The sequence below is a fragment of the Capnocytophaga sp. CM59 genome (genome assembly GCF_000293175.1).
GTDB classification, from domain to species: domain Bacteria; phylum Bacteroidota; class Bacteroidia; order Flavobacteriales; family Flavobacteriaceae; genus Capnocytophaga; species Capnocytophaga granulosa.
In genome coordinates, this window is the sequence record NZ_ALNN01000044.1 from 1 (window position 1) to 20,131 (window position 20,131).

General features: G+C 44.9%; 22 protein-coding genes, 6 tRNA genes and 1 pseudogene. 22 read left to right on the top strand and 7 right to left on the bottom strand.

Features of this window, described 5'->3' with window-relative positions; translation table 11 throughout:
• The 12 genes from HMPREF1154_RS09725 to rplL all read left to right on the top strand — a co-directional run bounded on the left by HMPREF1154_RS09725 (position 1) and on the right by rplL (position 4,774).
• Positions 1-74: transfer RNA gene (locus HMPREF1154_RS09725), tRNA-Thr, on the top strand.
• A 35-nt stretch (positions 75-109) separates the two neighbouring features.
• Positions 110-192 (top strand) — tRNA-Tyr (locus HMPREF1154_RS09730).
• A 29-nt stretch (positions 193-221) separates the two neighbouring features.
• A tRNA-Gly gene (locus HMPREF1154_RS09735) sits at positions 222-294 on the top strand.
• Between the two features lie 8 nt (positions 295-302).
• Positions 303-374 (top strand) — tRNA-Thr (locus HMPREF1154_RS09740).
• A gap of 69 nt (positions 375-443) precedes the next feature.
• Complete coding sequence (gene tuf, locus HMPREF1154_RS09745) at positions 444-1,631, top strand: elongation factor Tu (RefSeq protein ID WP_002666853.1); 1,188 nt, start codon at positions 444-446, stop codon at positions 1,629-1,631.
• Positions 1,632-1,694: 63 nt separating this feature from the next.
• A tRNA-Trp gene (locus HMPREF1154_RS09750) sits at positions 1,695-1,768 on the top strand.
• 36 nt (positions 1,769-1,804) lie between these two features.
• Positions 1,805-1,987, top strand: coding sequence for a preprotein translocase subunit SecE (gene secE / locus HMPREF1154_RS09755; RefSeq protein ID WP_009642443.1), 183 nt, complete (start codon positions 1,805-1,807; stop codon positions 1,985-1,987).
• Positions 1,988-2,536, top strand: a complete 549-nt coding sequence (gene nusG / locus HMPREF1154_RS09760; RefSeq protein ID WP_009642440.1) for a transcription termination/antitermination protein NusG — start codon at positions 1,988-1,990, stop codon at positions 2,534-2,536.
• Positions 2,537-2,671: 135 nt separating this feature from the next.
• A complete protein-coding gene (rplK, locus tag HMPREF1154_RS09765) occupies positions 2,672-3,109 on the top strand; it encodes a 50S ribosomal protein L11 (protein WP_016420961.1) in 438 nt (145 codons plus the stop codon).
• Positions 3,110-3,119: 10 nt separating this feature from the next.
• Positions 3,120-3,809, top strand: coding sequence for a 50S ribosomal protein L1 (gene rplA / locus HMPREF1154_RS09770; RefSeq protein ID WP_009642424.1), 690 nt, complete (start codon positions 3,120-3,122; stop codon positions 3,807-3,809).
• A gap of 23 nt (positions 3,810-3,832) precedes the next feature.
• A complete protein-coding gene (gene rplJ, locus HMPREF1154_RS09775; RefSeq protein WP_009642436.1) occupies positions 3,833-4,351 on the top strand; it encodes a 50S ribosomal protein L10 in 519 nt (172 codons plus the stop codon).
• A gap of 45 nt (positions 4,352-4,396) precedes the next feature.
• On the top strand, positions 4,397-4,774 hold the full coding sequence (gene rplL, locus HMPREF1154_RS09780) for a 50S ribosomal protein L7/L12 (protein WP_009642430.1): 378 nt from the start codon (positions 4,397-4,399) through the stop codon (positions 4,772-4,774).
• A gap of 56 nt (positions 4,775-4,830) precedes the next feature.
• Here the strand turns inward: rplL and HMPREF1154_RS09785 are convergent, their stop codons facing one another.
• Positions 4,831-5,250 (bottom strand): hypothetical protein, encoded by a 420-nt coding sequence (locus tag HMPREF1154_RS09785; RefSeq protein WP_034567303.1) that lies wholly within the window; start codon positions 5,248-5,250, stop codon positions 4,831-4,833.
• An 89-nt stretch (positions 5,251-5,339) separates the two neighbouring features.
• Here HMPREF1154_RS09785 and panD point away from each other — a divergent pair, with 89 nt between their 5' ends.
• Together panD and HMPREF1154_RS09795 are read left to right on the top strand one after the other, a co-directional pair.
• Positions 5,340-5,708, top strand: coding sequence for an aspartate 1-decarboxylase (gene panD, locus HMPREF1154_RS09790; protein ID WP_009642444.1), 369 nt, complete (start codon positions 5,340-5,342; stop codon positions 5,706-5,708).
• Positions 5,709-5,810: 102 nt separating this feature from the next.
• Positions 5,811-6,254 carry a tellurite resistance TerB family protein gene (locus HMPREF1154_RS09795; protein ID WP_009642423.1) on the top strand — a complete coding sequence of 148 codons (444 nt, stop codon included), beginning with the start codon at positions 5,811-5,813 and terminating at the stop codon, positions 6,252-6,254.
• 93 nt (positions 6,255-6,347) lie between these two features.
• Here the strand turns inward: HMPREF1154_RS09795 and HMPREF1154_RS09800 are convergent, their stop codons facing one another.
• Together HMPREF1154_RS09800 and HMPREF1154_RS09805 are read right to left on the bottom strand one after the other, a co-directional pair.
• Positions 6,348-9,206 (bottom strand): DEAD/DEAH box helicase, encoded by a 2,859-nt coding sequence (locus tag HMPREF1154_RS09800; protein ID WP_009642422.1) that lies wholly within the window; start codon positions 9,204-9,206, stop codon positions 6,348-6,350.
• Positions 9,207-9,215: 9 nt separating this feature from the next.
• The gene (locus HMPREF1154_RS09805) at positions 9,216-10,301 is read right to left on the bottom strand and encodes a bifunctional 3-deoxy-7-phosphoheptulonate synthase/chorismate mutase type II (protein WP_009642442.1); all 1,086 of its coding nucleotides are present in this window, start codon (positions 10,299-10,301) and stop codon (positions 9,216-9,218) included.
• A gap of 505 nt (positions 10,302-10,806) precedes the next feature.
• On the opposite strand from HMPREF1154_RS09805, the gene HMPREF1154_RS09810 reads away from it, so the two are divergent.
• Positions 10,807-11,010 (top strand): heavy-metal-associated domain-containing protein, encoded by a 204-nt coding sequence (locus HMPREF1154_RS09810; RefSeq protein ID WP_009642426.1) that lies wholly within the window; start codon positions 10,807-10,809, stop codon positions 11,008-11,010.
• A gap of 4 nt (positions 11,011-11,014) precedes the next feature.
• Positions 11,015-13,396: a heavy metal translocating P-type ATPase gene (locus HMPREF1154_RS09815; RefSeq protein ID WP_009642433.1), complete on the top strand. Its 2,382-nt coding sequence runs from the start codon at positions 11,015-11,017 to the stop codon at positions 13,394-13,396.
• 167 nt (positions 13,397-13,563) lie between these two features.
• Here HMPREF1154_RS09815 and HMPREF1154_RS09820 read toward each other — a convergent pair.
• Positions 13,564-13,637 (bottom strand) — tRNA-Asp (locus HMPREF1154_RS09820).
• Between the two features lie 255 nt (positions 13,638-13,892).
• Here HMPREF1154_RS09820 and HMPREF1154_RS09825 point away from each other — a divergent pair.
• Together HMPREF1154_RS09825 and HMPREF1154_RS09830 are read left to right on the top strand one after the other, a co-directional pair.
• Complete coding sequence (locus HMPREF1154_RS09825; protein ID WP_009642431.1) at positions 13,893-14,141, top strand: phosphopantetheine-binding protein; 249 nt, start codon at positions 13,893-13,895, stop codon at positions 14,139-14,141.
• Positions 14,131-15,042, top strand: a complete 912-nt coding sequence (locus tag HMPREF1154_RS09830) for an LpxL/LpxP family acyltransferase (protein WP_009642432.1) — start codon at positions 14,131-14,133, stop codon at positions 15,040-15,042. The genes HMPREF1154_RS09825 and HMPREF1154_RS09830 overlap by 11 nt, the downstream gene beginning before the upstream one ends.
• A 140-nt stretch (positions 15,043-15,182) precedes the next feature.
• Here HMPREF1154_RS09830 and HMPREF1154_RS09835 read toward each other — a convergent pair whose 3' ends face one another.
• Positions 15,183-15,398 carry a hypothetical protein gene (locus tag HMPREF1154_RS09835; RefSeq protein WP_009642435.1) on the bottom strand — a complete coding sequence of 72 codons (216 nt, stop codon included), beginning with the start codon at positions 15,396-15,398 and terminating at the stop codon, positions 15,183-15,185.
• A 59-nt stretch (positions 15,399-15,457) separates the two neighbouring features.
• Positions 15,458-16,519 carry a TlpA disulfide reductase family protein gene (locus HMPREF1154_RS09840; protein ID WP_034567306.1) on the bottom strand — a complete coding sequence of 354 codons (1,062 nt, stop codon included), beginning with the start codon at positions 16,517-16,519 and terminating at the stop codon, positions 15,458-15,460.
• Positions 16,520-16,793: 274 nt separating this feature from the next.
• Between HMPREF1154_RS09840 and HMPREF1154_RS09845 the strand changes: the two genes are divergently transcribed.
• From HMPREF1154_RS09845 to HMPREF1154_RS09860, 4 genes are all read left to right on the top strand, one after another.
• Positions 16,794-17,030, top strand: a complete 237-nt coding sequence (locus tag HMPREF1154_RS09845) for an acyl carrier protein (RefSeq protein ID WP_009642427.1) — start codon at positions 16,794-16,796, stop codon at positions 17,028-17,030.
• Between the two features lie 92 nt (positions 17,031-17,122).
• Positions 17,123-18,373: a beta-ketoacyl-ACP synthase II gene (gene fabF / locus HMPREF1154_RS09850; protein ID WP_009642437.1), complete on the top strand. Its 1,251-nt coding sequence runs from the start codon at positions 17,123-17,125 to the stop codon at positions 18,371-18,373.
• Positions 18,374-19,138 carry a ribonuclease III gene (gene rnc / locus HMPREF1154_RS09855; RefSeq protein WP_009642429.1) on the top strand — a complete coding sequence of 255 codons (765 nt, stop codon included), beginning with the start codon at positions 18,374-18,376 and terminating at the stop codon, positions 19,136-19,138.
• A gap of 15 nt (positions 19,139-19,153) precedes the next feature.
• Positions 19,154-19,444, top strand: a complete 291-nt coding sequence (locus tag HMPREF1154_RS09860) for an ATP-dependent Clp protease adaptor ClpS (RefSeq protein ID WP_009642425.1) — start codon at positions 19,154-19,156, stop codon at positions 19,442-19,444.
• 38 nt (positions 19,445-19,482) lie between these two features.
• On the opposite strand, the pseudogene HMPREF1154_RS13550 reads toward HMPREF1154_RS09860, so the two are convergent.
• Positions 19,483-20,131: pseudogene (locus HMPREF1154_RS13550) on the bottom strand (hypothetical protein); the annotation flags it as partial.

Consider the following 20,131-nt stretch of genomic DNA (forward strand, 5'->3'; position numbering starts at 1 on the left):
GCCGGTATAGCTCAGTTGGCCAGAGCACGTGATTTGTAATCTCGGGGTCGTGGGTTCGAATCCCTCTACCGGCTCGATGTTTATCGTTATTTGTTGATTTTTAACTTGAGGGGAGATACTCAAGCGGCCAACGAGGGCAGACTGTAAATCTGCTGGTTTTCACCTTCACAGGTTCGAATCCTGTTCTCCCCACTATTTTGAAAGACATATTGTATTAAAAAGCGGGAGTAGCTCAGTTGGTAGAGCGTCAGCCTTCCAAGCTGAATGTCGCGAGTTCGAACCTCGTCTCCCGCTCTTGAAAAGCCGATGTAGCTCAGGGGTAGAGCGCTTCCTTGGTAAGGAAGAGGTCACGAGTTCAAATCTCGTCATTGGCTCTTTTGTAGTATATAATAACATACCTTTATATATTGATTTTCTATAACTAAGATTAAAATTATTTAAACATGGCAAAAGAGAATTTTGACCGCTCCAAACCGCACCTTAACATTGGTACTATTGGACACGTTGACCACGGAAAAACAACCTTGACTGCTGCTATTACTAAAGTATTGGCTGATGCAGGTCTCTCCGAAGCGAGAAGTTTCGACTCTATTGATAACGCTCCTGAAGAAAAAGAGCGTGGTATTACCATCAACACTTCACACGTAGAATATCAAACTAAGAACCGTCACTATGCACACGTGGACTGTCCAGGACACGCCGACTATGTAAAGAACATGGTTACTGGTGCTGCTCAGATGGACGGTGCTATCCTTGTGGTAGCTGCTACCGACGGGCCTATGCCACAAACTCGTGAGCACATCCTTCTTGGTCGCCAGGTAGGTATTCCTCGTATCGTTGTGTTCCTTAACAAAGTGGATATGGTGGACGACCCTGAACTATTGGAACTTGTAGAAATGGAAGTACGTGAACTTCTTTCTTTCTATGACTACGATGGTGATAATGGCCCTGTAATCCAAGGTTCTGCTCTTGGAGCGCTTAACGGCGAACAAAAATGGGTAGATACTGTAATGCAGCTTATGGATGCAGTAGATAACTGGATCGAGCTTCCACAACGTGATATTGATAAACCATTCTTGATGCCTATCGAGGACGTGTTCACTATCACTGGTCGTGGTACTGTAGCTACAGGACGTATCGAAACTGGTATCGCTAACACAGGTGATGCTGTTGAAATCATCGGTATGGGTGCTGATAAGCTTACCTCTACTATCACTGGGGTAGAAATGTTCAAGAAAATCCTTGACCGTGGTGAAGCTGGTGATAACGTAGGTCTATTGCTTCGTGGTATCGACAAAAAAGATATCCGTCGTGGTATGGTAATCTGCAAACCAGGTTCTGTAAAACCACACGCTAAATTCAAAGCTGAGGTGTATATCTTGAAAAAAGAAGAAGGTGGACGTCACACTCCATTCCACAATAACTACCGTCCTCAGTTCTACGTACGTACAACCGACGTTACTGGTACTATCAACCTTCCTGAAGGTGTAGATATGGTAATGCCTGGGGATAACCTTACCATTACTGTAGAATTGCTACAACCTATCGCTCTTAACGTAGGTCTTCGCTTCGCTATCCGTGAAGGAGGTCGTACCGTAGGTGCTGGTCAGGTAACTGAAATCCTTGACTAAGAAATCTTGATTTCATAATATTAAATGTTTCAAAAAGGGTTTTGGCAACAAAACTCTTTTTATACGGGTGTAGTTCAAGGGTAGAATAGCGGTCTCCAAAACCGTTGATGGGGGTTCGAATCCCTCCACCCGTGCCAAGATAGTTTTTTACAAACTTAATAAAACGGAAAGTAATGATAAACTATATCAGAGAATCTTACACAGAATTGACACAGAATGTTACTTGGACACCCTTTGCCGAGGCGCAACGCCTACTGTGGGTAGTAACTATTTTCTCCGTTGTATTTTCCTTATTTATCGCTGGAGTTGATTTCATATTTGAGAGCTTCATAGCACAGATATTTAAAATTTTCTAAATGGCAGTCCTTGAAAAAAAGTGGTATGTAGTACGTGCTGTAAGTGGCCAAGAGAACAGAGTAAAGAACTACATAGAGTCCGAAATTAGCCGCCTTGGTTATGCTGACTATGTAGAACAAGTACTGGTTCCTACCGAAAAGGTGCCACAACTACGCAACGGGAAAAAGATTAATGTAGAAAGAGTCTTCTTCCCTGGCTATGTAATGATTAAGGCTGACCTCTCTGGAGAGATTTCCCATATAATCAAAGGTATATCAGGAGTGATAGGCTTCTTAGGCGAAACGAAGGGCGGTGCTCCTACTCCTATCCGTAAATCCGAAGTGAACCGTATGCTCGGTATCGTAGACGAATTGCAAGAAAAGGTAGAAGTTGTAGCAATTCCTTATGCCGTAGGAGAATCAGTCAAAGTAATAGACGGACCTTTCAATGGCTTTACAGGAAATGTGGAAAAGGTTAATGAGGAAAAACGCAAGCTGGAGGTAATTGTTAAAATTTTTGGAAGAAAAACCCCACTTGAACTTAGCTATACTCAAGTGGAGAAAATATAAACAGCAAATGGCCCTACTGTAGGGGCGAATGGCAATTCGCCCACATAGAAAAGACAATTGGCCGCATGTAGAGGCGAATGGCAATTCGCCTATTAAGAAAGAATATATTATAGAATTATAAATTAAAGTTGAACAATGGCAAAAGAATTACACAAAGTAGTTAAACTACAAGTTAAGGGAGGTGCTGCGAATCCTTCGCCACCGGTTGGACCTGCCTTGGGGGCTGCTGGAGTTAACATCATGGAGTTCTGTAAGCAATTCAATGCACGCACACAGGACAAGCCAGGTAAAGTATTACCAGTGGTGATCTCCGTATACAAAGACAAATCTTTTGAATTTGTGATCAAGACCCCACCTGCGGCAGTTCAACTCTTGGAAGCAGCCAAAGCTAAGGGAGGCTCTGGTGAGCCTAACCGTAAAAAGGTAGCCAATATCACTTGGGATCAAGTACGTGCTATCGCTGAAGATAAAATGCCTGACCTTAGTGCTTTCACTATTGAGAAGGCTATGAGTATGGTGGCAGGTACTGCGCGCTCTATGGGTATCGCAATCACTGGAGATAAACCTTTTTAATTGACGGACTATGGCAAAACTAACAAAGAAATACAAAGAGGCTTTATCTAAAATAGAAGCTGACAAACTATATAGCCTTGCAGAGGCAAGCAAGAAAATAAAAGAAATCTCTTTTACAAAATTTGACGCCTCTGTGGATATCGCAGTAAGATTAGGAGTAGACCCTCGTAAAGCAAACCAAATGGTACGTGGTGTGGTGACTCTTCCTCACGGAACTGGTAAAGATGTACGCGTACTTGCTTTGGTTACTCCAGACAAAGAAGCTGAAGCACAAGCCGCTGGCGCTGACTATGTAGGATTGGACGAGTACCTACAAAAAATCAAAGACGGCTGGACAGATGTAGATGTGATCGTAACCATGCCAGCTGTAATGGGTAAGTTAGGGCCTTTGGGTCGTGTACTTGGTCCTCGTGGGCTTATGCCTAACCCTAAGACTGGTACCGTAACTATGGAAATCGGTAAGGCCGTACAAGAGGTAAAAGCTGGTAAGATTGACTTCCGTGTGGATAAAACAGGGATCGTACATGCCGCTATCGGTAAAGTATCTTTCTCTGCTGAAAAACTCACTGAGAATGCCAATGAGCTGATCCAAACCCTCATTAAGCTAAAACCAACCACCGCTAAAGGTACTTACGTAAAATCTATTTACCTTTCAAGCACTATGAGTCCGAGTGTGGCAGTAGATACAAAAGTAGTCTAACAACGTAGTTAAAAAAGAAAATTATGACAAAAGAAGAAAAATCAGTAATAATAGAGGATTTAACCGCACAGTTAGCAGCCAACCATGTAATCTATCTGGCAGACCTCACCGGCCTTAATGCAAAAGAAACTTCCGACCTTCGTCGCGCTTGTTTTAAAGCTAATATAAAATTATCGGTAGTAAAAAATACTTTCCTTGCCAAAGCAATGGAGGCTTCCGATAAGAACTTTGGAGAACTTCCTTCCGTACTTAAAGGAAATACTTCCCTTATGTTCGCTGAAGTAGGTAACGCTCCTGCAAAACTCATCCAGGCTTTCAAGAAGAAATCCGACAAACTCCTTCTCAAAGGTGCTTATATAGAAGAAGCTGTATTCGTAGGTGATAACCAATTGGATACTCTTGTGGCTATCAAGTCTAGAGAAGAACTTATCGGAGATATCATTTCACTCTTGCAATCGCCTGCTAAGAACGTTATTTCAGCTCTTAAATCAGGAGGCGGAAAAATTGCAGGAATTGTTAAAACACTCTCTGAACGTCAGTAAGACACACACATTAATTTATTTATAAACCATTAAAAAACGATAGAAATGGCAGATTTGAAAAATTTCGCAGAACAATTAGTAAATTTGACAGTTAAGGAAGTAAACGAGCTTGCTCAAATCCTTAAAGATGAGTATGGTATAGAACCTGCAGCTGCTGCTGTAGCTGTAGCTGCTGGCCCTGCTGCTGGCGCTGGAGAAGCTGCTGCTGAAAAAACTGAATTTGATGTAATCCTCAAAAATGCAGGAGCTAACAAATTGGCAGTAGTGAAATTAGTAAAAGACCTTACTGGTCTTGGACTAAAAGAAGCTAAAGAAGTAGTGGATGGTGCTCCTTCTAAAGTGAAAGAAGGTATTTCTAAAGCTGATGCTGAAAACCTTAAGAAATCACTAGAAGAAGCTGGTGCAGAAGTAGAATTAAAATAATTCTTTTCTTAGTTTTTACAATACGAAAGTCTCTTCCCCCGTGGGGAAGAGATTTTTTATTGAGAGTCTTTCCACATTTTGCGTAAGCGTTTCTCATACTGCTTGGGATCGGTCACCACCTCTGGCTTTCCTTTGTCTCGGTAGAGTACCAAGGCGGCTATAGTGGGGAGTTGCTCTATGTCAATCACCCAGGATTTCTTCCCGTCTATCCTTACAATACCGCCCCGTACGGTAATGCCACAAAGACATTTGTTAGAGGCAGGAGGGAGCAGTGACGAAATACGCTCTTTGGCAGCCCTATAATCGGGGTTGGTCTGAGCTTGCTTGTAGTAGACATCATGCTCTACAAAGAGTACTACCTTATGGGGATTCTTAGCATGAAAACTCGTATCGAGCTGCATGTCGGGGGGAACTTCAATGAATAGAAGTGGTTTGCAACCGACCAAGAGTAGGGATAAAAGTAATAACTTTCTCATAACGATTAGTATGAAGGTTCAGAAAGCAAATATACAAAAAATGGAAGGGAAAAGCCTATAGTTATCCAATAATTTTTTACCTTTGTCCTATGAAAATAGAAGTATTAAAATCAAAAATCCACCGCGTAAAAGTAACCGGAGCGGACTTGGATTATATAGGGAGCATCACTATAGATGAGGCTCTTTTGGAGGCGGCTAACCTTATTGTAGGGGAAAAAGTTTCCATTGTGAATGTCAATAACGGTGAGCGTTTTGACACATATATCATTCGTGGCGAACGCAACTCAGGCACTATTACCCTCAACGGCCCTGCAGCTCGCAAGGTGCAAAAAGGCGATATCGTCATTATCATCTCCTATGCCCTGATGGATTTTGAGGAGGCTAAGACCTTCCAACCCACCGTCATCTTCCCTGATGAGAGAACCAATCGATTAATGATTAATGCCAATAATGATTAAATTTCTAACTCATTAGCTATTAATCATTAAAAAAGTGAAATAAAAATTTGTTTATTCGGTTTTTTTCTATATCTTTGCCCAAGTATTTAAAAATAAAGTTTTATGAGTTTATTCGGAAAAATCTTCCAGGCTGTAACTGAGGAGGTGAAACTAAACGAACAAGAATCCTTCGCAGGGATTGCCCTTGCCATGGCTGGAGCCGATGGTAACGTAGGTCGTGGAGAGTGGGACGAGATTGTCAATTACATGAACCGTCTTAGCCTCTATGATAACTATTCAGGAGCAGCTTTTGATAAGCTATTTGACAAGCTCTTCCGCATTCTTAAAAAAGAAGGCCCAGGTAGCTTGGTAGAGAAATCAGTGGCAGCACTTCCTTCTGATCTTCGCTTGACTGCTTTCGCTTGTGCAGTAGATATCGCTACTTCTGACGGCGTACTCGAAGAAGAAGAAAAGGACATGATCAACCAATTGGCTGAATTGCTTACTGTACCAGAAAAAACCGCAATTTCTATTATTGAAGTAATGCTCATAAAGAATAAGGTTTAATCTAAATGACAAACGATTAAATGACCAATGACGATTCGTCATTGGTCATTTTTTTGTTTTAGTGGTTAGTCACTTGTCACTTGTCATTAGTCACTATTGCAGGAGTTCTTCTAAGTGTTCTAAAGCCTCGTTCTTGAGGTTGTCTTCTTCTATGAGGTGCTCGGAGAGTTCTTTTTTGCTCTGCTGGAGGTGTATGATCTTCTCCTCAAGGGTGTTACGGCTGACAAAACGAATGACATTGACCTTGTGCTGTTGTCCCATACGGTGAGCGCGCCCTATAGCTTGCCGCTCAGAGAAGGGATTCCACCAAGGGTCAAGCAAGAGTACATACGAGGCTGCGGTAAGGTTTAGCCCTACTTCTCCTGCCTTGAGCGAGATAAAGAAAAAGGATACGTCTTGATTGTTCTGGAACTGCTCTACCGCTCTTTGACGACCTTCTAAGGAAGTGGCTCCAGTGAGCGAAACGTACTTAAATTTCTCCTTTTGGCACCAATCTTCATAAATGGCTAAGTGGGAAACAAAACTGCTAAAAACAAGTGCTTTCTGTCCTGCACGCCATAGTTGTTCTAAGTGGCTGGTTACCTCTTCGTATTTGCCTGAAGGGATCTCGCTTTGTGGATCTACCAGGCGAGGATGGTTGCTGATCTGTCGCAGCTTGGTGAGCATATTAAGCGTGTTGAGCTTCACAGCAGCAGGATCCGCCTCGGTGTCAATATGCAATAGCTGGTTGCGCACCTTGGATTTCTCCTGTTCATACCACTTCTCTTGAGTCTCGCTCATGGGGCAATAGGCAATTTGTTCCTCCATATCGGGTAGGTCTTGTAGTACTTGCTGCTTGGTACGCCTAAGCAGGAAGGGGCTGATGATACCTTTGAGTTCTTCCAAGGCAATAGGGTTGTGCTTCTTCTCTATCTCGGTGCGGAAATACTTGTTGAATTGGCTATAGCTACCCAAGATATTGGGGTTGATGAACTGCATCTGTGCCCATAGGTCAGATAGCGAGTTTTCAATAGGGGTACCACTGAGGGAGATCTTGTGTTCGGCCTTGAGCGTGCTGATGGTCTTGAATATCTTGGAATTGTTGTTTTTGATACGTTGGCTTTCGTCCAGAATGATATAGCGAAAGCTATAGCGCTCCAGTAATTTAGCGTCTCTCAGGACAATGGGGTAGCTACTGAGCACAATATCATAGTTGGAGAGTCGGAGAGCCTTGTTCTTCCTGTCTAAGCCTACATACTGGGTACAAGATAGATGAGGAGCAAAGCGCTTGATTTCCTCATACCAGTTGAATAGCAAGGAGGAAGGCATGATAATAAGGCACTTGAGGGCTTCCTTTTGTGGCTTGCCAAGGTCAAAGATAGAGGTAGGGAAAGGGTTTTCCCTCTCAGGCAAGCTATCATGTATGTGTACCAAGAGGGCAATGGTCTGTAGGGTCTTACCCAGCCCCATATCGTCAGCAAGGCAGGCGCCTAAACCATTATAATGATGTTGCAGGAGCCATTGGACGCCTTCCCTTTGGTAGGGGCGCAGTGTAGCTTTGAGATTGGGGGAGGGGCTATACTGGACTTCAGCCATGGGAGCCATAGGGCGGAGCTCGGGCAGCTCTTCCAAGAGGGTGTAGTTACTCTTGGGCAGTTGTACTTTATGATCTACCACACGGGCAAACTTACTGATTTTCTCGTATTTGGCAAACCACTCCTTTGGAATGACAAACAGTGTGCCATCGGGTAGGGGATAGAGGGGATTGTGCTCCCGTAGGTTCTTGATAAGTTGTGAGAAATGTATTTGATGTGTTCCTTGGGTGAGGGTAATATGTAGGTCAAACCAATCATTGGCCTCAGTGGTTTCTCCAAAGCTAAGGGAGAAGGCAGCTGTATTGACTTTCTGTCCGTTAATCTCAAGGTCGGAGAGGACAAAGCCTTGAGCTTCAAGCGTTTCCCTATGCTTAAGCAGGAGGAAATAAGAGGCAAAGGGGTAGGGGTCTTTCACGAAGAAGTTACCTCCTTCTTCGGCAAAACCAAGGGCTTCCAAACATTGGCTTCGCTCGGCCTCCTCAGCGAGGTTGCGCTTGTAGTGTTCGATCTGGATAGCGCCATTGGACAAGACCTCCAAGTGGGATTGCTGGTTTCGGCTTTGATTGCTATGGAAGACAACGCCATCGTAGTCAAAAGACAAATAGAGCTTGTACGTATCGGCCATAAAGTCGTGCACCCATCTGATTTGGGTAGAGACCAAGTGGTGCTTTTGGATCATATCAAAGCCTATAGTGCTGATATCAACCTTTTTGATAATCTCCTTGAGGAACTTGTTGAAGTATTCGGGTATGGTACTCTCAGGGATAGCAACAGCCGTCTTGTCCAAAAACGGCTTGAGGTTCAGCGCCCTGATAGGAGCTACTTGCACTAAGGTCTTATCCCAGACAATCCAAGGCCCCTCGTGGCTAAGCAGTGTAATAGCATGTTCAGAAGGGAGAGATTTTTCTTTGTCCAAGAGGAAAAGGCGGTAGGTGATGCCTGTAGGGGTTTTCTCAAACTCCAGCAGAGGAGCCAGCACCCTATCCGAGCACTCAAGCAGTTGCCGATCCAGTGGCTGCTCCTTTTGGCAGTTCACCACAAGCCACAACTTATGCTGGGCAATCAGGGTGAGTAGGGCATTGGCCTTGCTCTCTATCTGTTGCTGAATATACTTCTTCTTGGTCTTGTCCTTATAACACTCAGAGAGCGGGTGTTTCCGATCGGTATATTTTTCGAATAAGAGCAGGGGGTCAAGGCTATGGGATAGCACCAAGGCCTCTTTCTCTACCACAGAGAGTTCTATAGGGCTGTTCTTAAGCACCTCCTCGGTAGCCTTTCGTAGTAGGTACCAGCAACCATTCCGTTGTTCAGCCACAAAGGCATGCGGAAGGAAGAGTTGGAAATCAGCATCGTAAGAAAAATTAAAGAAGAGGTGCACAGCCATGGATTATTTGCCTTTGACGATTTTCTCTTGTCGGTTGATGGATTCTTGGTGTATTGCCTTGAAGATTTTTATCACAAATTCCTCACTAAGGTTATATTTTTCCCCCTCAAGAATCATTTTGCCAAGGATTTCATGCCAACGGGTGTTCTGTAGGATGGCCACATTGTTGGCTTTCTTGAGCTTACCTATTTCGTCGGAGAGGAGCATACGCTTTTTGAGCAGTTCCAAGAGTTCGTCGTCCAATATATCGATACGAGAGCGCAAGGAACTGATTTGAGAAGCATAGTCGCCCTCGCCGAAGGAAGTCTGGCGGATACGCAAATCGTTCATGATATCTACCAATCGCTCAGGGGTAACCTGTTGGGCGGCATCGCTCCAAGCCTCATCGGGGGTGCAGTGGGTCTCGATCATCAGTCCGTTGAAGTTCAGATCTAGTGCTGTCTGTGACACATCAAAAATCAGTTCGCGATTACCAGTGATATGTGAAGGGTCACAGATAAGAGGCAGGTCGGGGAACTTATTTTGCAATTCTATGACCAACTGCCACTCAGGGATATTGCGGTACTGGGTCTTCTCATAGGTAGAGAAGCCGCGGTGAATGACCCCTAAGTTTTTGATATCTGCCCTAAGCAAGCGCTCTATGGCGCCTATCCATAGGGAGAGGTCGGGGTTTACAGGGTTCTTGACCAAGATGACTTTGTCGGTACCCTTAAGTTCGTCGGCAATTTCCTGTACGATAAAGGGGCTCACGGTAGAGCGGGCACCGATCCAGAGCAAGTCAATATCGTGCTCCAAGGCCAATCTCACATGGTCTTTGTTGGCTACCTCGGTAGCGGTTTTCAGGCCTGTTTCTTTCTTAACGCGTTCGAGCCATTTGAGACCCAAGGCACCTACGCCCTCGAACATACCTGGGCGGGTACGCGGTTTCCAAATACCAGCACGGTAGTAAGTAACATCGGTATCCTTGAGTGCATGGGCGATTTTAAGGACTTGTTCTTCGGTCTCGGCACTACAAGGGCCAGCAATCACCACAGGGTGAGAGAGGTGTAGGTCATCGAGCCATTTTCGGTTTGCTTTGGTTATTTCCATTGTGTTAGGGGTTATAGGTGCAAAAAATTGCTTATTTCCTTTCAAAAATTGCTTATCGATATTTTTGGATTGATAATCAATGAGTTACAATTAAAATTTTACCTTGCTTATGAGAGGGTAAAAATTGCTTAATTATTCTTTGTGTGGGCGAATTGCCATTCGCCCCTACGACATGTGTTGGCCATTCGTTATATATGTGTGTGTAAATGTGTCATGGGTGTGCTGTAGGGGCAAAGTCTGCGCTAGCAGAGTATGTGAGGCAATTCGCCCTATTTCGATTCGCCCTATTTCGATTCGCCCTATTTCGATTCGCTCTTATTTCAATTTTCCCTTCAAATACGAAAACGCAAAAATACAAAAAATAATGATTAATGCCAATAATGATCAATGATTAATTCCCTAACTCATTAACCATTAATCATTAACCATTATTCTATGTCATTCTGTTAGTATTTCCCCTTTGGCACAGTATTTGAGGGAGGAAAGCGTATAAATAAATAATCTCATGAAAACATATACTATCAAAGGAATGGGCTGCACTGGGTGTGCAACTACCGTAGAAGAAAGATTGTCTAAAGTAGCAGGCGTTACTGCCGTTAAAGTAGATTTTAACGCACAAAAGGCCTTTGTAGAATCCAAAGAAGAAGTGTCTTTGCCAGCACTCCAAAAGGCCTTAGAAGGTACTGATTACACTATTGAAAAAAACTGACAAGATGACACACACCTATTATGTAAAGGGCATGAGTTGTAGCGGCTGCGAGATGACCGTCAAAAAGAGTCTGGAGGCTATAGAGGGTGTCAGCAAGGTCGTGGCCAATGCTAAGGAGAAAACCGCTGTAGTGGAGATGAGCCAACATGTGCCTTTTGAAACGCTTAAAACCGCCTTGGAGGGTACTCATTACACCTTGGTAACCTCCTTGGAGGAGGCTACATCTGCGCCTAAGCCTCAAGCCTCTACCCACAACGGGACAGGGGTGTATTACTGCCCGATGCGCTGTGAGGGGAACAAGACCTACGACCATCCTGGCCATTGTCCTGTTTGTGGAATGGACTTAGTGGAGCAGGTCTCCACTGAGAGCCTCAAAGGAGGCGGGCAAGAACAGCAGAAGCGCCAGGAGCTACGCCGTCAGTTTTGGGGAGCAGTGGCTTTTACCTTGCCTATTTTTATCATTGCTATGGGGGGTATGTGGCATGGCAACCCTATGTATAGGCTGATGCCCGTTACTTATTGGAACTGGGTACAGTTTGCCCTATCACTACCTGTGGTTTTCTACTATGGATGGACGTACTTTGTCCGCGCATGGGTGAGTATAAAAACGCTGCGGTTCAACATGTTTACCCTTATTGGTATTGGTGCAGCAGCAGCTTGGGGCTTTAGCGTAGTAGCGCTCTGCCTGCCTGATAGCCTGCCAGAGCAGTTCAAGGAACATGGTTCGGTGCCCCTCTATTTTGAAGCTACCACGGTGATTCTTACTTTGGTTATCTTAGGCCAACTCTTGGAGGCCAATGCTCACGGACGTACCCAAGAGGCGGTGCGTATGCTGCTCCAGTTAGCACCTAATACCGCTATAAAGCTCATAGGAGAAGAGGAAAAGGAAGTGCCTGTAGAGCAGGTTGTCAAGGGCGACCTACTCAGGGTAAGACCTGGGGCTAAAATCCCTGTAGATGGCCGTATCACCACAGGGATGGCTACGATAGACGAGAGTATGATTACAGGAGAACCGCTACCGGTGGAAAAGCAAACGGGCGACACCGTATCGGCAGGAACTATCAATGGCGCTCAGGCCTTTGTCATGCAAGCCGAGAAGGTGGGTAGCGATACGCTGCTTTCCCAGATTGTTGCCATGGTACAGCAGGCTACCACTAGCCGTGCCCCTATCCAAAAGTTGGCCGACCGTATTGCCGCTTACTTTGTTCCTATTGTGGTAGCTGTATCTGTCTTGACCTTTATCATCTGGGCAGTTTTTGCTAAAGAACACGCCTACGAATATGCTTTGGTCAATGCCATTGCAGTGCTTATCATCGCTTGTCCTTGTGCCTTGGGCTTAGCTACCCCTGTATCAGTCATGGTAGGGGTTACCAAAGGGGCACGGCAGGGAATTCTCATCAAGAATGCGGAGGCCTTAGAGCGTATGAAGCAAGTGGATACCTTGATTGTAGATAAGACAGGTACTCTTACTGAAGGCAAGCCCAGTGTAAGGGTGCTTATCCCTTGGGCAGGATATAACGAGCAAACCCTATGGCCAATTCTCTATGGAGTGAATAAATCCAGCGAACACCCTTTGGCCAAGGCAACTAATACTTATGCAGCCGAACATGGAATAATTCCCCTTGCTATGACCGATTTCAAGGCCTTAGCAGGACGTGGGGTAGAGGCAACCTATGAGGGCAAACATTATTATTTTGGCAATGACCGACTCATGCAGGAGATCGGAGCTACTCTTACTGAGGGGCAGCTCAGCCAAGTAACAGAAGCACAGCGTCAAGGGCAAACACTTTCTTTTCTGGCTATAGAAAAAGAAGTGATTGCCGCCGTAGCTATAGCCGATAAGGTCAAAGATACTGCCGCTCAAGCTGTCAAGGCCTTACAAGAGCAGGGAATTACCGTGGTTATGCTCACCGGTGATAATCCTATTACCGCTCAGGCAGTAGCCCAGCAACTGGGTCTTACCCACTACAAGGCGGGCATGCTTCCCGAAGATAAGCAAAAGGAAGTACAGCACCTGCAGCAACAAGGAAAGATTGTGGCCATGGCAGGAGATGGTATCAATGATGCGCCCGCCTTAGCGCAAGCTCATGTGGGAATAGCCATGGGTACAGGTACAGATATAGCCATAGAGAGTGCACAGATTACCTTGGTCAAAGGAGACTTGGGCGGAATCGTCAAGATGCGTACCCTCAGTGAGGCCGTAGTGAAGAATATACGGGAGAATTTGTTTTTTGCCTTGGTGTACAACACGGTAGGCATTCCCATTGCCGCAGGGGTATTGTATCCTTTCTTTGGCATACTGCTCTCACCCATGCTCGGTGCCTTAGCTATGAGCTTTAGCTCCGTCAGTGTAATTACTAATGCACTAAGATTAAGTAAAAAATAATGACTAATGACAAGTGACTAATAGAATGGATTAGTCACTTGTCATTAGTCATTAACTTGTCATTAGTCATTAAATAAAAAAAGCCTTCCATAGGAAAGCCTTTCATTGGTTTAAATAAACCTGTGTAAAACCAAATATTACACAAAACAACACAACTAAATTTTTAGCGGTCTGGACGGGACTCGAACCCGCGACCCCATGCGTGACAGGCATGTATTCTAACCAGCTGAACTACCAGACCATTGTTTTGTTTTGCGGTGCAAAGGTACAACATTTTTTCAAACTAACAATACTTTTTTCAAAAAAATTTCAATTATTTTTCATTTTAGCTGATTGTCAATAGGTTACAGTGGTCATTAGTCAGTAATCAGTGGTCAGCAGGAGGATTAAAAGACAAATTGCCCCCATAGAATCAGTGGTTAGCTATTAGCAACTCGAAACTCAAAATTCAAAATTCAATTTTTTTTCCTATTTTTGCACCCAAGAACTAGAACTTATGAAAAGAGATGAAATTATAGCTACCATCAATGATATCTTGGTAGAAGAGTTTGAAGTAGATCGCTCGGTTATTGCTCCAGAAGCCAATTTTCGCGAGTCCTTAGGCTTGGATAGCCTTGACTATGTGGACTTGGTAGTGGTCATTCAGGAGACCTTCGGGGTAAAACTCGTGGAGGCGGATTTCAAACCCATTGTCAGCTTCAATGATTTTTATACGACCTTAGAGGAAAAAATCAATGCAAGATAAAAAGGCCAAGACCCAATGGCAGGGTAAGTCCAAGGGAAGTGTATGGGGGTACAAGATATTTGTGCTGCTCATCAAGCACTTAGGTGTCCGCTGGGCTTATGGGTTGCTTGTCTTTGTGGCTTTTTATTACTTCCTCTTCGAAAGGCGTTCCAACCGTGTGTTGCGTTATTATTTCCGCCAACGCTTGGGGTATTCGTGGGCAAAGACTTGGGTAAGCCTCTACCGCAATTACTTTGTCTTCGGACAGACGATTATTGACAAGGTAGCGGTATCGGCTCAGTTGCGCGATCGCTTCACCTACGACTTCGATGGCGTGGAGCACTTGCAAGCATTACTTAGAGCGCACAAGGGAGGGGTACTTATTTCCGCTCATATTGGTAACTTTGAGATGGCCGAACCATTCTTCAGGGAGATAGATGAGGATTGCCAGATACACACCGTTACGGTAGATCTGGAGCGTACCGCCATTAGGGACTATTTGCAGGAGATTTCTTCGGCTCCCCCGCCTAAGTACATTTATATCAAGGACGACCTCTCTCATATCTTTGAGATCAATGAAGCCTTGCAACACCATGGGATTATCTGCCTTACAGGCGATCGCTATTTTGAGGGCAATAAGTACCTCACCGCTCCGCTCTTGGGACAAATGGCGCGCTTTCCTGCGGGTCCTTTTCATATTGCCTCCCGCTTGGGGGTACCCGTTATCTTCGTCTATGTGATGAAGGAGCGCAACCTACACTATCACCTCTACGCTCGTGTCGCACAGACTGCTCACAGAGATGCTCAAGGCCTGCTAAGCGCCTTTACACAAAGCATGGAACAGATGCTACAGCGATACCCCTTGCAGTGGTTTAACTACTTTGATTTTTGGGAAGAGTTAGAAACGAAAAACGAAAAGTGAAAAATGAAAAGCTTGTAGCACGCCACATGAAAGGGACGAGCTACAAGCTCTAATAATAGTTAGGCACGAGCTAAAGTTGCTGAATACTTGGAAGCAAGTATGTGACTCGCGCCAGCGTATGGGCTTTTACTTTTTACCTTTTACTTTTTACTTTTACTAAGGTAGTATATTTGTACAAAGCAGATAAGGGCATTAGGAATAATAATAGGCCATAGTTTAGGTTCGTAGAGCAGACCATAGATAACAAAGCATAAACAACCTATCAAGTTGATTAGGCGAATATGCTGTACCTTCTTCATGATAAAGCTCAGTACAATACATACCGAGGCAAAATAACCGATATATTCTATATACATTCGTTAGTTGTTAGTTTTTAGTTGTTAGTCACTGGTCACTCGTCATTGGTCACTAGTCACTATTTAAGTTTTTTCACTTTTTTACCTTTTACTTTTTTTGGAACGGGGACATAGGCAGCCGCTTCGGGGTCAAGGCCACGATGTACGCCCTTAGGGGTAATGTTTACCGCGAGGATCTTGCCATTTTCGTCAATGAGGAAGTTGGACGGTACATCTATGATGCCTAAGGATTGTAAAGTTTCGTCCTTGAATTTCTTAGGAGCGATAAGAGTAGTGAAGCGATAGCCTTCGCGATGGATATGATCAAGCCAAGTGTTGCGCTCATGATCTAGATAAACCGCATAGATGGTAAAGCCATGCGAACTGTGGTATTTCTTGTAAAGCTCGGCAAACTGGCGGGTGACCTCCACACAAGCAATACAATCCGAGGCAGTAAAGAGCACCAAGGTGAGTTTCTTCTTAGCCGCCGAGAGCTTCTCACGCCCTTTTTCGGTATCAAACTCCATATCAGGCAGCTGGCTACCTACTTGGGTTCGGCTCATGGCACTAAGCATCTGTTCTATTTTTTGGATATCTTCCTTGTCCTGCGTGCGTTTGTCCAAAAGGTCATAGAGCCTTTGAGCATAGCGGTAGGGGAGTATGCGGTCAGTCATCAGGTCGGACAAGAGGATACCAGCAAACTGGCTCTTAGGTTCGCGCTTGATGAGCTTCTCCAAGCGAGGCGTTAGCAGATCAGCCAGGTTGGAAAGCGAAGCATTCTTATGCCTGAAGATCAGAATATCCTTGACCTCATTGAGCGAGGGGCTACCGTTAAGCCCTTTAAGATACACCTGATGGCGGTTTTCTATGGCAATATCAGCAGAGAGATCGCCCGCTTCCAAGACAAAAAAGCCTGTATTCTTGAACTTAGGACTCACCGAAAGAGAGGCTTTGGTAGGATAGGGCACTTGTCCTGAGAAATAAAACTCCTTGTTGGAGACCTCGGTACTATCTACCTTGTCGCCATACCACAAGTATATCTTACCCTCATAGGGGCTACTTACCCGACCAGTGAGTGTAAAGTTTTGGGAAAAACCTACGGCTGCCTGTAGCAAGCATAGACATGAAAAAATAGTTCTCATAAGGCATAAATATTGGGCAAAAGTATAAATTTTTTTTCACTTTTCATACCATAAAGCGCAGAAAAAGCAGCCTTGCTGAGAATTTAAGAGAATTTCTTAAAGACGATTCTCCTCCTTGACACCCATTTTAACCCCTCAAAAAGATATTTTAAGAGAGTTAAAACATTGATATACAGCTAATTTGCGAAAAACCACGCTTTTTTTTTCAACATATGACTGCTAATCAAAAAAACTTTCTTACTTTTGCAACGAGTTAAATTAAAATTTTTAAGTTATGTCAGACATTGCATCAAGAGTAAAAGCTATTATTGTGGATAAGCTCGGAGTAGATGAAACAGAAGTAGTAGCAGAGGCTAGCTTCACCAATGATCTAGGAGCAGATTCCTTGGACACTGTAGAGTTGATCATGGAATTTGAAAAAGAATTTGACATTCAAATCCCTGATGATCAGGCAGAAAACATCTCAACAGTGGGACAAGCTATTAAGTACATAGAAGAAAACAAAAAATAGCATATACTCACTTGAAATGCTCTACGGGGAGGAAAACTCCCCGTTTGGTATATTGTAGGTAATACCATTTTAATTTAAAACCTCTATTAATTATGCAAACCAGACGTGTAGTTGTAACAGGATTAGGCGCCATCACTCCTATAGGAAACACCTTGGACGCCTATTGGGACGCACTCCTTCGTGGGGAGAGTGGAGCGAACCTCATTACGCACTTTGACGCTTCCAAGTTCAAGACCCAATTCGCCTGTGAGGTAAAGGGCTTTGACCCCAACGAGTTTATAGACAAGAAAGAGGTACGCAAGATGGACCGCTTTACCCAATTTGCCGTAGTGGCTTCCGATGAAGCAATTAAGGACGCTGGCCTTGATTTAGAACACGAGGACAAAGACCGCATCGGAGTTATATGGGGTGCTGGTATCGGGGGACTGATGACCTTCCAAGACGAGGTACTTGCCTTTGGTCGTGGCGATGGTACACCCCGCTTCAACCCTTTCTTTATCCCTAAGATGATTGCCGACATTGCCCCTGGTATGATCTCCATTCGCTATGGCTTGCGCGGGCCTAACTTCACCACCGTATCGGCTTGTGCCTCTTCGGCCAATGCGCTGATCGATGCGCTGAACTATATCCGCCTAGGCTATGCCGATGTAATGGTCACAGGAGGCTCCGAAGCCGCAGTCAACGAAGCTGGTATCGGAGGGTTCAATGCTTTGCATGCCCTTTCCACCCGTAACGACGACTACAAGCGTGCTTCTCGCCCTTACGATGTAACCCGCGATGGGTTCGTACTGGGAGAGGGTGCAGGAGCGCTCATCTTGGAAGAATACGAACACGCCAAGGCACGTGGTGCCAAAATATACTGTGAGCTAGCAGGAGGCGGTCTCTCTGCCGATGCCTATCACCTAACAGCTCCTCACCCAGAAGGACTAGGAGCAAAAGCAGTGATGAAGAACTGTTTGGCCGATGCTCATCTCGCCCCAGAGGACGTAGATGCCATCAATCTACATGGTACTTCCACTCCACTAGGTGATATAGCTGAGACGAAGGCCGTTAAAGAGGTCTTTGGCGAACATGCCTATAAGCTCAATCTTAACTCTACCAAGTCCATGACAGGCCACCTACTCGGTGCCGCTGGAGCTATAGAGGCCATCGCTTCTGTACTGGCTATCACACACCAAGTAGTCCCTCCAACCATCAACTTTGAAAACCCTGATGAGAACATAGACCAAAAACTCAACTTCACCTTTAACCAACCACAAAAACGTGAGGTAAAGGTTGCCATGAGTAACACCTTTGGTTTTGGAGGACATAATGCTTGTGTATTGTTCAAAAAATTGGATTAGATGCTATTCTTAAAAAAAATAATATCCCGTTTTCAAAAAAAAGACGGGATATTTTTTGCTAAAATGGAGAATCTCTTAGGCTTCCGCCCTAAGGAGATCCATTACTACCAGGAGGCTTTTACCCTTGGTACGGCTCGCTGTGAGGGGACTGCGCCCCATGTGAGCTACGAACGCTTGGAGTTCCTTGGCGATGCCATACTCGGTGCGGTCATCGCTCACTTTGTCTTCCTACAGGCCCCCGACAAGAACGAAGGGGATCTGACCAAGATGCGTACCCGTATGGTAAGGCGAGAGAACCTCAACCAAATAGGCGAACAGCTACGCCTGAGGGACTACCTACTGACCGATAAGAAGACCGTACTGCTTAGCGGCAACATCACGGGGAATCTATTGGAAGCCCTCGTAGGGGCAATTTACTTGGACTTGGGCTATGGTAAGGCCACCGAGTTCATACATCGTATCCTGATAGATAACAACTTAAGCATGAGAGACTTGGAGCACAAGGTTATCAGCTACAAATCCCTAATGGTAGAGTGGGCACAGAAGTACCACAAGACCATCGCTTTCGTTTCCGAAGAAGACACCACCTATCAGGGCAACACCAAGCACTTCCAAGCCAAGGTGATGATCAACGAAAAAGTCTATGCCAAAGCGCATGATACCTCCAAGAAAAAAGCCGAAGAACGCGCCGCCAAGCGTGCTTTCTTCCGTGCGGGAGATCAGAAAAAGAAAAACAAGAAGAAAAATCCTATCAAACAACCCTAACCCAAAACGATACCTATGCCACAGACCCAACCCCTACCCAATGAGGCATACGACGAAGACCTTCTCACAGAGTATGCCGACCTCTACCAAATCATGCTCTACAACGATGATTACAATACCTTTGACTACGTCATAGAACTGCTTATGGAGGTATGTGATCACACTTACGAACAGGCAGAACAGTGTGCCGCCCTAGTGCACTTCTCAGGCAAATGCCCCGTAAAAGAGGGTTCCTACGAAGACCTCCTGCCCCGCTGTAGCCGCCTCACCCGCGCAGGCCTTACCGCAGAAATAGTGACAAGATAGTGACCAGTGACTAACGACGAGTGACTAGTCACTCGTCGTTAGTCACTAGTCACTACTTTGATGAGTTCTTCTACTACGCCATAGTTCAGTTCTTTTGCCAACGCACGGAGGTGTTCCTTGAGGATACGCTTTTGGGTGAGCTTGGTACGCGGACAAGCCTTTAGGGCAATGAGAAATTGCTGTACCTGCTCATAACGCTTTGTCTTCCAGTGTGGTTGCCGTTTGGACTCCAAAACAGGTATATTAGGGTCAAACAGGCGAAGTATATCCACTGTTTGTGCCGCAAAGTTGGTATCGCGCTCATAGACAAAGGTTTGCGATTGTTGCTCCACAGGATCCTTGCTCAAGAACAACTCTTGCGAATAGGTAGAGTAGATCTCTATCGCAAAATCAATCTTCCCCATCCATATCAGCGCATTGCACAACTTGGAGACCAAGATGTCAGGCGTCTGGAAATATTCGTCAAACACATAGAGCGGCTTAGCCCTAAGATTTCGTTCCAGAGCTGCTTCCGCTACCCGAATAGCCTCCTGTTCATTGTGATTGAGATACGCCTGAGCTACTTTGGCAATGGTATAGCGTGTCTCAGGATAGTGAAAGAAGCTATCGGGATACTCCTGCCATACACTCTCTATGTATTTATCAGCTTCTTTGGTATATTTTTCTATAATACTCCTCCCCCCCCCC